The organism is Burkholderia sp. EMB26 (assembly GCF_024730645.1).
GTDB lineage: Bacteria > Pseudomonadota > Gammaproteobacteria > Burkholderiales > Burkholderiaceae > Burkholderia > Burkholderia cenocepacia.
On the sequence record NZ_CP078071.1, the window covers coordinates 2,716,215 to 2,729,310 of the forward strand.

Annotated in this window: 9 protein-coding genes; 8 read left to right on the plus strand and 1 reads right to left on the minus strand. The window is 69.4% G+C overall.

Annotated features, from left to right (window positions below):
• The first annotated feature begins 61 nt into the window (after window positions 1-61).
• The 8 genes from KU887_RS28970 (at window position 62) to KU887_RS29005 (ending at window position 12,699) form a co-directional block, all read left to right on the plus strand.
• On the plus strand, window positions 62-2,293 hold the full coding sequence (locus KU887_RS28970; protein WP_060212705.1) for a TonB-dependent siderophore receptor: 2,232 nt from the start codon (window positions 62-64) through the stop codon (window positions 2,291-2,293).
• A gap of 59 nt (window positions 2,294-2,352) precedes the next feature.
• On the plus strand, window positions 2,353-2,985 hold the full coding sequence (gene pnuC, locus KU887_RS28975; RefSeq protein ID WP_034202705.1) for a nicotinamide riboside transporter PnuC: 633 nt from the start codon (window positions 2,353-2,355) through the stop codon (window positions 2,983-2,985).
• Between the two features lie 36 nt (window positions 2,986-3,021).
• Complete coding sequence (locus KU887_RS28980) at window positions 3,022-4,212, plus strand: phosphotransferase enzyme family protein (protein WP_258256532.1); 1,191 nt, start codon at window positions 3,022-3,024, stop codon at window positions 4,210-4,212.
• A 241-nt stretch (window positions 4,213-4,453) separates the two neighbouring features.
• Window positions 4,454-5,761 carry a TolC family protein gene (locus KU887_RS28985; RefSeq protein ID WP_258256533.1) on the plus strand — a complete coding sequence of 436 codons (1,308 nt, stop codon included), beginning with the start codon at window positions 4,454-4,456 and terminating at the stop codon, window positions 5,759-5,761.
• A 26-nt stretch (window positions 5,762-5,787) separates the two neighbouring features.
• Window positions 5,788-7,254 carry an efflux RND transporter periplasmic adaptor subunit gene (locus KU887_RS28990; RefSeq protein ID WP_258256534.1) on the plus strand — a complete coding sequence of 489 codons (1,467 nt, stop codon included), beginning with the start codon at window positions 5,788-5,790 and terminating at the stop codon, window positions 7,252-7,254.
• A gap of 128 nt (window positions 7,255-7,382) precedes the next feature.
• Window positions 7,383-10,595 (plus strand): efflux RND transporter permease subunit, encoded by a 3,213-nt coding sequence (locus tag KU887_RS28995; RefSeq protein ID WP_258256536.1) that lies wholly within the window; start codon window positions 7,383-7,385, stop codon window positions 10,593-10,595.
• Window positions 10,595-11,278, plus strand: coding sequence for a heavy metal response regulator transcription factor IrlR (gene irlR / locus KU887_RS29000; RefSeq protein WP_006490455.1), 684 nt, complete (start codon window positions 10,595-10,597; stop codon window positions 11,276-11,278). Before KU887_RS28995 ends, irlR begins: the two co-directional genes overlap by 1 nt.
• Window positions 11,275-12,699 (plus strand): heavy metal sensor histidine kinase, encoded by a 1,425-nt coding sequence (locus KU887_RS29005; protein WP_059722486.1) that lies wholly within the window; start codon window positions 11,275-11,277, stop codon window positions 12,697-12,699. Before irlR ends, KU887_RS29005 begins: the two co-directional genes overlap by 4 nt.
• 79 nt (window positions 12,700-12,778) lie before the next feature.
• Here KU887_RS29005 and KU887_RS29010 read toward each other — a convergent pair whose 3' ends face one another.
• Window positions 12,779-13,066, minus strand: coding sequence for a DUF4148 domain-containing protein (locus KU887_RS29010; protein WP_006490475.1), 288 nt, complete (start codon window positions 13,064-13,066; stop codon window positions 12,779-12,781).
• Window positions 13,067-13,096 lie beyond the last annotated feature (30 nt).

Consider the following 13,096-nt stretch of genomic DNA (forward strand, 5'->3'; position numbering starts at 1 on the left):
CACGCTTCGCAGCTTCGTAACGGGTTTCGACAGATCGAGTGGCGAGTTTCCATCCAGAACAATGACGGTGAATAGAACAACAGCGGCGCCCGCACGGCGGCGGCGCGCGAAGGTCGGGCTCGGTGTCGGTCTCGGCGTCACGCTTTTCGCGGCGCAGGCGGCCGCGGCCCAGGGCGACACGCCCGCGCCGGGCGCCGACGCGGCGGGCAACGCGACGCTGCCCGCGATCACGGTGAGCGGCGAGCGCGGCCACCCGCTGCGCGCGCGCGAAGCGTCGGTCGCGGGGCTCGACGACGCGCCGCTGCGCGACACGCCGGCGTCGGTGAACGTGATCACGCGCGCGCTGATCGACGACCAGCAGGCAAAGCGTCTGAGCGACGTCGTACGCAACGATGCGTCGGTGGTCAACGACTATGCGCCGGTCGGCTATTTCGAAGGCTTCGCGATCCGCGGTTTTCCGGTCGATCTCGCGAGCGCGATCCGGATCGACGGGCTGACGGTGTCCGGCGAGCAGAACGTGCCGCTCGAGAACAAGGAGCGCGTCGAGATCCTGAAGGGCCTCGCGGGCATCGACAGCGGCGTCGTCGCGCCGGGCGGCGTGATCAACTTCGTGACCAAGCGCTCCGCGAACGTGGCGAGCGTGACGGGCGGCGTCGACAGCCGCGGCTCGACGTCGGCGGCCGTCGATCTCGGCCGGCGCTTCGGCCCCGACCATCAGTTCGGGTTCCGGATCAATGCGGCGAAGGAGAACATGCACTCCTATATCGACGGCACGAACGGGCGACGCACGTTCGGCTCGATCGCCGCCGACTGGGACATCAGCCCGCGCGCGAGCCTGCAGCTCAATGCCGAATTCCAGCAATGGATCCAGCGTTCCGCGCCCGGTTACCAGTTGCTCGGCGGCACCGTCGTGCCGTCGGTCAAGACGACGTCGAAGGCGCTCGGCACGCAGCCGTGGGCGAAGCCGGTGACGACCGATGCGCTGAACCTGAATGCGCGTTTCGACTACCAGTTCAACGACGACTGGAAGGCCTATATCGCCGCGGGCCGCAGCCGCACGATGATCGACGACAACAGCGCGTTCGCGTACGGCTGTTCGTATGCGGCAAGCTGCGCGGCCGGCGCGACGTCGCCGTTCTTCTTCGGCGCGAACGGCGACTACGACGTGTACGACTTCCGCAGCCCCGGCGAATACCGGCGCAACGACGATCTGCGCGCGGTCACGACCGGCAAGTTCGCGACGGGGCCGCTGCGGCACGAGCTGACGCTCGGCGTGAGCGTGCAGCGCCGCGTCGTGCACATGGCCGACGCCGTGTACGACTACGTCGGCAGCGAGAACGTCTACGGGCCCGACCTGACCTTTTCGCCGTCGCCGAATTCGCCCGGGCCGTCGTACCCGCGCCTCGACGCGTGGCAGTACGGCGTGTTCGGGCTCGATCGCATCAGCATCGGCGAACACTGGCAGGTGCTCGCGGGCGGCAAGGAAGTGCTGCTGCGGCAGCGCAGCTGGAGCAGCCTCGACGGCGAGACGACGCATACCGACCGCTCGGTGTTCCTGCCGCAGGTCGCGCTCGTCTACAAGCCGGTGAACGTGCTGTCGCTGTATGCGTCGTACAGCAAGGCGCTGTCGCTCGGCGATCAGGCGCCGGTGCGCGCGACCAACGCGTATGCGTTCCTGCCGCCCGTCGAATCGCACCAGTTCGAGGTCGGCGCGAAATACGACTGGCTCGACCGGCTGAGCCTCACGGCCGCCGTGTTCTCGATCAGCAAGCCGTTCCAGTTCGCCGACCCGGATGCGTCGGGCACGTCCTACACGTTCGTGCAGCGCGGCACGCAGCGGCACCAGGGGATCGAACTCGGCGCGGCCGGGCGCGTGACCGAGCGCTTGGGGTTGACGGCCAGCGTCGCGGCGATTCGCGCCCGCGCGGTCGATTCGGGCTCGCCCGCCTACGAAGGGCACCAGATCATCAACGTGCCCGCGCTGCGCGCGTCGCTGTATGCGGACTACGCGGTGCCGGGCGTCGCGGGCCTGAACGTGCTCGGCGGCGTGGAATACAGCGCGGCGCGCAACGCGAACGAGGAAGGCACCGCGCGCGTGCCGTCGTGGTTCGTGTTCAATCTCGGCGCGCGTTATACGACGAAGATCGGAGGCCATCGCACGGTGTTGCGCGTGTCGGTGGACAATCTGTTCAACAAGTTCTACTGGCGCGACGCAGGCGAGCAGCAGGGCGATGCGTACCTGTTCCCGGGTGCGCCGCGCACCGCGCGCGTATCGTTGACCTATGATTTCTGACCGACCGGCATCGGCCGCGTGACGCGCGGCCCCGGCAGCCCACCAGGAGAGCCCAGACGATGTCCCCACTCGAAATCGCCGGCGTGATCGTCAGCGCGCTCGCGATCTGGCTGACCGCGAAGCGGCGCATGCTGTGCTGGCCGGTCGGCCTCGCGTCGGTCGCGCTGTACGGCTGGATCTTCTTCGACGCGAAGCTGTACTCGGACATGTTGCTGCAGGGTGCGTTCGCGGTGCTGCAGGTGTACGGCTGGCAGCGCTGGCTCGCGCAGCGCGCGAGCGAGGCCGACGGCGAGGCGGCGCCAGCCGGCGATGTCGCGCCCGTCACCGGCGTACGGCCGCTCAGGATGCTGCCCGACCTGGTCGCGGCGGTCATCGGCAGCGCGTTGCTCGGCGGGATGATGGCGCGCTGGACCGATGCGGCGCTGCCGTTCGTCGATGCGTCGCTGACCGCGTTCAGCCTCGTCGCGCAATACTGGACCGCGCGGCGCTACATCGCGTCGTGGGGGCTGTGGATCGTCGTGAACGTCGTCTATGTCGGGATGTTCGTGTTCAAGGAGCTGTATCTGACGGCCGGACTCTATGCGCTGTTCATCGGGCTGGCGGTGGTCGGCTGGCGCGACTGGAGCCGCACGGCCGCCGCATTGCGGGCAGCCGCGGGCGGCCCGCGCGCATCGGGCGGCGGCGCCCGCTGATTCACGCACGGATTCAACTACGGAGCAACGTCGGTTATGTCATTCCCCCTCGAGCCGGACGGCCCCCTGTCGCGTGACGTCGCACCGCCGCAATTCGGCGTGGACGGCGAGCAGGCCGAACGCGACTGGCCGCTGATGACGCACGGCGAGGTGGCGGCCGTGCTCGCGCGGATCGACGGCGCGGGCGAGCCGGTGCGGCTGACGTGGCACAGCCCGCGGCAGTTCGCGGCAGCGGTGCTGGTGCGGATGGCGGACGGGCGCGGGTTGTTCGTCAAGCGACATCATGCGAGCCTGCGCGATGTCGCGGGGCTTGAGGAAGAGCATCGCTTCATCGCGCATCTGCGCGAGCGCGGGATGCCGGTGGTGGACGTGCTGGCCGATCGCAATGGTGCGACCGCGTTCGCGTCGGGCGAATGGACATACGAGGTGCATGTTCTCGCGCCCGGCGTCGATCCGTATCGCGGCGTGATGTCGTGGCAGCCGTTCACGCATCCTTCGCATGCGTACGCGGCCGGCCGCGCGCTGGCCGAACTGCATCGCGCGTCGGCCGGCTACGATGCGCCCGCACGGCCCGTGCGCACGCTGCTGTCGAGTTTTCGCGTGCTGTCGTCCGCCGATCTGGCGGGCGCGCTCGAACGCTGGGTCGACGCGCAGCCGTTGCTGGTGCGCGCGCTGGGCGCGCGCGACTGGCGTGGCGACGTGGCCGATGCGATCGGCCCGTATCACGCGCGCCTCGTGCCGCTGCTGCCCGCGTTGCCGCCGCTGTGGACGCACGGCGACTGGCATGCGTCGAACCTGCTGTGGACCGATGCGGGGCCCGGCGCGCAGGTGCGCACCGTGCTCGATTTCGGCTTGTCGGACCGCACCTGCGCGGTGATGGATCTCGCGCTCGCGATCGAGCGCAATACCGTCGACTGGATGGCGCCGGCCGATGCACGGCGCGTGGAATACGACCAGATCGACGCGCTGCTCGACGGCTACGAATCGCTCGAACCGCTAAGCGACGACGCGTATGCGGCGCTGGTCGCGTTGTTGCCGATCGTGCATACGGAGTTCGCGCTGTCGGAAGTCGCGTATTTCGGCTGCATCATCGACGCGCCGGCGATCGTCGACATCGCGTACGACGGCTACCTGATCGGGCACGCGCGCTGGTTCGGCGAACGCGACGGGCGGCAACTGCTCGACTGGCTCGTGCGGCGACGGCGGGGGAAGCAGCGCATCACCTGATTCACGTGCGGGGCGTGCGGCCTGCGCGTGCCGCATTCCCGAACCTCCGCATGCTGTCGTGCGGCCATCGCGCCGCGCGCTCACGGAATTTTCCCGTCATCCACGGGGGACACCGTTCCCGCGGGGCGTCGCACGCGTGCGTGCTGCCGCGCCCCACATGACGGAAATATCATCTTCGCCTCATGTTCGCACTGCGGCTGGTCCGTAGCATCGGTCGCAAACCGTTACCGCAGAACCGAACATGCTCAAGCCCTACCTCGCCGTGGCCATCGTTTTCGCGATGGCCGCGACGGCTCATGCGCAGCCATCGCTGTCGCCGGGGCCGTCCCCGGCTGCCGCCGCCGCGCCGATCGGCGCACCGCCGTCCGATGCGCTTCCTGCGTCGTCGTTGACGTTGTCCGACGCGCTCGCGGTCGCGGCCCGGAACAATCCGGCGCTGCGCGGCGCACGCGCGGATGTCGATGCATCGGCCGGCGCGCTGATGCAGGCCGGCGCGCGGCCGAACCCCGAAGTGTCGTTCCTGCAGGAAGGCTTCAGTCGCGCCGAACGCACGTCCACCGCGCTGATCAACCAGACCATCGAGCTGGGCGGCAAGCGCCGCGCGCGGCTCGACGTCGCGTCATACGGCCGGGAGGCGGCCAGCGCGTCGCTCGACGACCAGGGCGCCGCCGTGCGCGCCGACGTGATCGCTGCGTTCTACGGGCTGCTCGCCGCGCAGCGCCAGCTTCAGGTGACCGAGGAGTCGGCCGCGATCGCCGCGCGTTCGGCGGACCTCGCGGGGCGCCGCGCGCAGGCCGGCAAGGTGTCGCCGGTCGAGGCGACCAAGGCGCAGGTCGCGGCGGCCGGCGTGCAGATCGAAGTCGTGACCGCGCGCGGCCGTGTCGAGGTCGCGCGCGAGAAACTGAACGCGGTGATGGGCGAGGCGCGCAACGACCGGCTCGCGGTGCTCGGCGACCTGGAAACCGTGCCGCCGGTCGAGCCGTTGTCCGCGCTGACCGCGCAACTCGACGATGCGCCGCTCGCGCGGGTCGCGCGCGCCGAGATGCTGCGCTCGAACGCGGCCATATCGCTCGAACGCGCGCGGCGCATTCCGGACGTGACGGTCAGCGCCGGCGTGAAGCGCGTGACCACCGGCGGCGTGCCGGACAACCAGGCGGTGGTCGGCGTGTCGATCCCGATTCCGCTGTTCAACACGAACAAGGGCGCGCTGCTCGAGGCGACGCACAAGGCCGAGCGCGCGAACGCCGATCTCGATCGCGAACGCACCCGCCTGCGGCTGGAGTTGACGCAGGCATACGCGAATTTCGAGGCGGCCGAGCAGGAAGCGCAGCGGCTGAAGTCCGACATCCTGCCGGCCGCGCGCCTCGCGCTCGATGCGATGTCGCGCGGCTACGAACTCGGGAAGTTCAGCATCCTCGACGTGCTCGACGCCCAGCGCACGCTGTTCCAGGGGCAGTCGCAATACGTGCGCGCGCTCGCCGGCGCCCATGCGGCCCGCGCCGATATCGGCCGCCTCGTCGGCACGCCGCTCGCGGCCGTCGCGCGATAAGCGCCCCTCCTACCTGAAGGATCATCATGTCACGCAGCAGAATCTTCGTTATTGCGGCGGCCGTGCTCGGCGGCGCAGGGATCGTGATCGGCGCGCTCGCCGTCACTCGGGGCGGCGGCGCATCGGCGCCGACCGCCGCCGAAGTCGCGCAGCCGGCCGCCGGCGCCGGCGCGCGCGGCGGTGTCGTACTCAAGCGCGGCAAGCTGTCCGTCGAGATCGTGATGACGGAAAAGCCCGGCGACGCGCGGCTCGTCGTCTATCCGTTCGTCGACGGCAAGCCGGTGGACAAGGGCGTGACCGTGTCCGGCACGCTGGTGCGCTACGACCGCACGCACGAACCGTTGCGGTTCGACGCGGCCGGCCAGAAGTTCGTGTCCGCGCAGTCGATCGCGAAGCCGCACGTGTTCGATGCGACGATCGACGTGAAGGCCGGCAACGACGCCGCGTCGTTCCCGTTCGCGCGCGCCGACGGCGCGATCGCGCTGACCGACGCGCAACTGGCGACGTCGAAGATCGCGCTCGCGAAAGCCGGCCCCGCGCAGATCGCGACGCCGTTCCAGCTTCCCGGCGAAATCAGGTTCAACGAGGATCGCACCGCGCACGTGGTGCCGCGCGTGGCCGGCATCGTCGAGCAGGTATCGGTATCGCTCGGGCAGAACGTCGCGAAGGGGCAGGTGCTCGCGGTGATCGCGAGCACCGATCTGGCCGACCGCCGCAGCGAGTTGCTGACGGCCGAGCGCCGGCTGTCGGGGGCGCGCGCGACCTACGAGCGCGAACGCACGTTGTGGCAGGAACGCATTTCGGCCGAGCAGGACTATCAGCAGGCGCAGGTGCAGTTGCGCGAGGCCGAGATCGCCGTGCAGAACGCGCGGCAGAAGCTCGCCGCGCTGAACGCACCGGTCGGCGCGGGCGCGCTGAACCGGTATGAACTGCGCGCGCCGTTCGCGGGCACGATCGTCGAGAAGCATGCGACGCCCGGCGAGGCGATCGCTGCGGACGCGAGCATGTTCGTGATTTCCGATCTGTCGACCGTATGGGCCGAGATGGCGGTGCCCGCGCAGCGGCTCAACGACGTGCGCGTCGGTCGCGACGCAACGGTGATCGCGACCGCGTTCGAATCGCGCTCGAGCGGCCCGATCGCGTACGTGGGTTCGCTGCTCGGCGAGCAGACGCGCACCGCGCCGGCGCGCGTCGTGCTGCCGAACCCCGACCGCGTGTGGCGGCCGGGGATGTTCGTGAACGTGTCGGTCGACGCGGGCAAGCAGGGTGTGCCGCTCGCGGTCGCGAGCGACGCGCTGCAGGACGTCGACGGCGCGCCGTCGGTATTCGTGCGCTCGCCGAAGGGCTTCGTCGCGCAGGCCGTCGAAACAGGGCGGCGCGACGAACGCGCGACCGAAGTGCTGAAGGGGCTCAAGCCCGGCCAGGAATACGCGGCATCGAACAGCTTCGTGCTGAAGGCGGAACTCGGCAAGGGGAGCGCGGAACATGAATGAGCAGCAATACGCGTGCATCGTGGCGCGACTGGCGGCCCGCTATGCGGCCCGCTTTCCGGTCCGCCGGATGACGGGCCGCGCGGCCCGCCCGGTACGGGCGACCGTGCCTCGTTTCAAGGAATCCCGACATGTTTGAGCGCCTGATCCGCTTCGCGATTGCGCACCGCTGGCTCGTGATGCTGGCGATCGCGGCCGTGGCCGCGCTGGGCGTGTTCAGCTACCAGCGGCTGCCGATCGACGCCGTGCCCGACATCACCAACGTGCAGGTGCAGATCAATACGTCCGCGCCCGGCTACTCGCCGCTCGAGGCCGAGCAGCGCATCACGTATCCGGTCGAGACCGTGATGGCCGGGCTGCCCGGGCTGGAACAGACGCGCTCGATCTCGCGCTACGGGCTGTCGCAGGTCACCGTGATCTTCAAGGACGGCACCGACATCTACTTCGCGCGGCAACTCGTCAACGAGCGCATCCAGGAAGCGAAGGACAAGCTGCCGGCCGGCATCGCACCCGCGATGGGGCCGACCTCGACCGGCCTCGGCGAGATCTACCTGTGGACCGTCGAGGCCGACGCCGACTCGCGCAAGCCCGACGGCACGCGCTATACGGCCGCCGACCTGCGCGAGCTGCAGGACTGGGTCGTGCGGCCGCAGTTGCGCAACGTGCGCGGCGTGACCGAGGTGAACTCGATCGGCGGCTACGTGAAGGAATATCGCGTCGCGCCGAATCCGGCGAAGCTGATGTCGTACGGGCTGACGCTCGCCGACGTCGTGCGCGCGCTGGAGCGCAATAACGACAACGTCGGCGCCGGCTACATCGAAAAGCGCGGCGAGCAGTATCTGGTGCGCGTGCCGGGCCAGGCGCGCACCGTCGACGACATCGCGAACATCGTGCTGACCAACGTCGGCGGCGTGCCGGTGCGGATGAAGGACGTCGGCGTGGTCGACATCGGCCGCGAACTGCGCACCGGCGCCGCGACGTCGAACGGCGAGGAAGTCGTGCTCGGCACGGTGTTCATGCTGATGGGCGAGAACAGCCGCACGGTGTCGAAGGCCGTCGCGGCGAAGATGGAGGACGTGAACCGCACGCTGCCGGCCGGCGTGAAGGCGATTCCGGTGTACGACCGCACGGTGCTCGTCGAGAAGGCCGTCGCGACGGTGAAGAAGAACCTGCTCGAAGGCGCGGTGCTCGTGATCGCCGTGCTGTTCCTGTTCCTCGGCAACATCCGCGCTGCGCTGATCACCGCGCTCGTGATTCCGCTGTCGATGCTGATGACCTTCACCGGGATGGTCAACGCGAAGGTGAGCGCGAACCTGATGAGCCTCGGCGCGCTCGACTTCGGGATCATCGTCGACGGCGCGGTGGTGATCGTCGAGAACTGCGTGCGGCGGCTCGCGCATGCGCAGTCGGCGGCCGGGCGGCCGCTCACGCGCGACGAGCGTTTTGCCGAAGTGTTCGGCGCGTCGCAGGAGGCGCGCCGCGCGCTGATCTTCGGGCAACTGATCATCATGGTCGTGTACCTGCCGATCTTCGCGCTGACCGGCGTGGAAGGAAAGATGTTCCATCCGATGGCGACGACCGTCGTGATGGCGCTCGCCGCCGCGATGGTGCTGACCGTCACGTTCATTCCGGCGGCCGTCGCGTTGTTCATCGGCGAGCGGGTCGAGGAGAAGGAGAACCGGCTGATGGGCTGGGCGCGGCGCGCGTACGAACCGGTGCTCGCCGCGTTCATGACGCGCCCGACGCGCGTGATGATCGGCGCGGGCGCGATCGTGCTGGTCACGCTCGGGCTCGCGACGCGGCTCGGCAGCGAATTCATCCCGAGCCTCACCGAGGGCGATCTGGCCGTGTCCGCGCTGCGGATTCCCGGCACGAGCCTGTCGCAGTCGATCGAGATGCAGAAGGCGATCGAGAAGACGCTGAAGGCGCGCTTCCCGGAGATCGAGCGCGTGTTCGCCCGTACCGGCACGGCCGAGATCGCGGCCGACCCGATGCCGCCGAACCTGTCGGACGGCTACATCATGCTGAAGCCGGCCGACCGGTGGCCCGACCCGAAGAAGCCGCGCGACCAGCTCGTGCGCGAGATCGAGGAAGCGCTCGCCGAGCTGCCGGGCAACGCATACGAATTCTCGCAGCCGATCCAGCTGCGCTTCAACGAACTGATCTCCGGCGTGCGCAGCGACGTCGCCGTGAAGATCTTCGGCGACGACATGGCCGTGCTGAACCAGACCGGCGAGCAGATCGCGGCCGCGTTGCAGAAGGTGCCGGGCGCGTCGGAGGTGAAGGTTGAGCAGACCACGGGCCTGCCGGTGCTGACCGTCAACCTCGACCGCGACAAGCTCGCGCGCTACGGCGTGAGCGTGGCTGACCTGCAGGATTCGGTGGCCGCGGCTGTCGGCGGGCAGAAGGCCGGCACGCTGTTCCAGGGCGACCGTCGCTTCGACATCGTCGTGCGGCTGCCCGACGAGCTGCGCTCCGACATCGAGGCGATCAAGCGGCTGCCGATCGCGCTGCCCGCGCCGGCCGCCGGCGCCAGCGCACCGCTCGCGGCGGCGCCGTACGTGCCGCTCGCGGAGCTCGCTACGATCGACGTGGCGCCGGGCCCGAACCAGATCAGCCGCGAGGACGGCAAGCGCCGGGTGGTGGTCAGCGCGAACGTGCGCGGTCGCGACGTCGGCTCGTTCGTCGCCGATGCGCGCGAGCAGTTGCAGCAGGACGTGCGCGTGCCGGCCGGCTACTGGGTGTCGTGGGGCGGCCAGTTCGAGCAGTTGCAGAGCGCGAGCGAGCGCCTGAAGCTCGTCGTGCCGCTCGCGCTGTTCATGGTGTTCGTGCTGCTGTTCGTGATGTTCAACAACGTGAAGGACGGGCTGCTGGTGTTCACCGGCATTCCGTTCGCGCTGAGCGGCGGCGTCGTGTCGCTGTGGCTGCGCGGAATTCCGCTGTCGATCACGGCGGCGGTCGGCTTCATCGCGCTGTCCGGCGTGGCCGTGCTCAACGGTCTCGTGATGATCTCGTTCATCCGCAACCTGCGCGACGAAGGGATGCCGCTCGACGCCGCGGTGCACGACGGCGCGCTCACGCGGCTGCGCCCCGTGCTGATGACCGCACTGGTCGCGTCGCTCGGCTTCCTGCCGATGGCGTTCGCGACCGGCACCGGCGCCGAAGTGCAGCGTCCGCTTGCGACGGTCGTGATCGGCGGTATCCTGTCGTCCACGGCGCTGACGCTGCTGGTGCTGCCGGTGCTGTACCGGGTCAGCCATGCGGTGTCGTGGCGCGCGGCGTTGCGTGGCGGCTTCGGCGCGGGCGTGCTGCGCCGGCTGGGTTTCTTCAAGGGTAATGCGTGATGCGAATTCTGATTGTCGAGGATGAACCGAAGACGGGCGCGTATCTGCGCAAGGGCCTGACCGAGGCCGGCTACGTCGTCGACTGGGTCGAGGACGGCATCACGGGCCAGCACCAGGCCGAAACGGAGGAGTACGACCTGCTCGTGCTCGACGTGATGCTGCCCGGGCAGGACGGCTGGACGCTGCTGCAGAACCTGCGGCGCAGCAAGTCGACGCCCGTGCTGTTCCTCACCGCGCGCGACGACGTCGGCGATCGCGTGAAGGGGCTCGAACTTGGCGCGGACGACTATCTCGCGAAACCGTTCGACTTCGTCGAGCTGACCGCACGCATCAAGTCGATCCTGCGGCGCGGCCAGCCGCGCGACTCGAACACGCTGCGCGTGGCCGATCTCGAACTCGACCTGACGCGCCGCAAGGCCACGCGGCAGGGCGACACGATCCTGCTGACCGCGAAGGAGTTCGCGCTGCTGTGGCTGCTGATGCGCCGCGAAGGCGAGATCCTGCCGCGCGCGACGATCGCGTCGCAGGTGTGGGACATGAATTTCAACAGCGACACGAACGTCGTCGATTCGGCGATCCGCCGGCTGCGCTCGAAGATCGACGACGCGTACGAACCGAAGCTGATCCACACGGTGCGCGGCATGGGCTACGTGCTCGAAGCGCGCGGCGGCGCGGCCGCATGATCGCGCGCCTGCTGCCGCGGACGCTGCGCGGCCGCCTGACCGCGCTGATCATCCTGTCGACGTCGGTGATCCTCGCGTCGAGCGGCGTCGCGCTGTACGAAGCGCTGAGCAACCGCGTCGAAACGACGGCGGCCGAGCAGATGGCCGGCATTTCCGCCGCCCTGGGGGCGCACCTGGCCGAGGCGCGCACGACGGCCGACGTCGCGCGCAACACCGATATCTGGATCGACCAGTTGCACGGTCATCCGAACATGGATCTCGCGATCTTCGATGCCGCCGGTACGCGCCTCGTCGGCACGCCCGGCTTTCGTCCGTATGCGCCGCTGATGTCGATGAACGCGGGCCGCGTGCCGGTCGGCGTCGCGCCGCCGGCCGCGCGGCACCAGTATCTGCTGACGACCGTGCCGCTGGCCGGCGCCGGTGCGCCCGTGGTGCGCGTCGCCGTGCAGTACGATCGCAGCGCCGACGTGCTGCTGTTGCGCACGCATGCTTATACGATCGTCGTGATCGAGGTGTTCGGCGTGGTGCTCGCGGCCGTGATGGCCTATGGCATCGCGGCGCTCGGGCTGAGCCCGCTGCGGCGGTTCGCGGCGCGCGCGGAGCAGATGTCGACGAGCCGGCTCGCGCATCCGCTGCCGGAACTCGATACGTCAGGCGAGCTGAAGGAGCTCGAGCACGCGTTCAACGGGATGCTCGCGCGGCTGAACGAATCGTTTACGCGGCTGAGCCAGTTCTCGTCGAACCTCGCGCACGACATGCGCACGCCGCTGACGAACCTGCAGGCGGCCGCGCAGGTCGTGCTGTCGCAGCCGCGCGGCGCGGACGAATACCGGAGCGTGATCGAGTCGAGCATCGACGAATACCAGCGGCTGTCGCGGATGATCGAGGACATGCTGTTTCTCGCGCGTTCGGAGCAGGCCGGCACGTCGATCAGCGTGCGGCGCCTGAATGCGGCGGAGGAGGCGGAGCGCGTGGCCGGCTACTACGAGCCGCTGGCGGAGGACGAGGGCGTGACGGTGAAGGTCGACGGCCACGCGTGGGTCGATGCGGACCTGACGCTGTACCAGCGCGCGTTGAGCAACCTGCTGTCGAATGCGCTGACCTATGCGCCGCGCGGCAGCGTCGTGACGATCGACTGCGTCGAGCAGGGCGGCGCGACGACGATCGCCGTGTCGGATACGGGGCCCGGCATCGCCGCGGAACATGTCGGGCGGATTTTCGAGCGCTTTTATCGCGTCGATCCGTCGCGGCACAATTCGGCGTCCGGCACGGGGCTCGGCCTCGCGATCGTCCGGTCGATTATGGACAATCACGGCGGCGAATGCGGCGTCGACAGCGAGCCGGGCCGCCGCACGACCTTCTGGCTGCGCTTTCCGCGCCGGCCGGCCGAACCGCAACGGCCGGCCGCCATCAGCACCTGACAGCGCGGGCGGCGACGCCCGCGCGTTTGCCGCAAGAGGGCCGCGCGCGGCGGGCTGCCCGCGGCCATGTGGCCGGTCATCATTGCTTCGCGGTCAGGTTGTCGTGATTGTCGGTCTGCGGCTTCTTCTCGCCGCCATGCACCGAAATCCCGTGAAGTTCCTTGTTGCGCGCGACGATCTCGCCGGTCGGCGGGTACTGCGTCTTGCTCGTCGGCACGACGCCGTCGTGCTGCGCCTGCTTCAGTTCGTTGACGACCTGCGCGCGGGACTTGCCTTGCGGTTGCGTCTGGGCGAACGCCGCCTGGGTGGCCATGCCGAGCGACAGCGTGGCGGTGACGAACAGTGCTGCGAGTTTTGCCGTTTTCATCGAGTGCTCTCCTTGTTCAGGGCCGCCGGG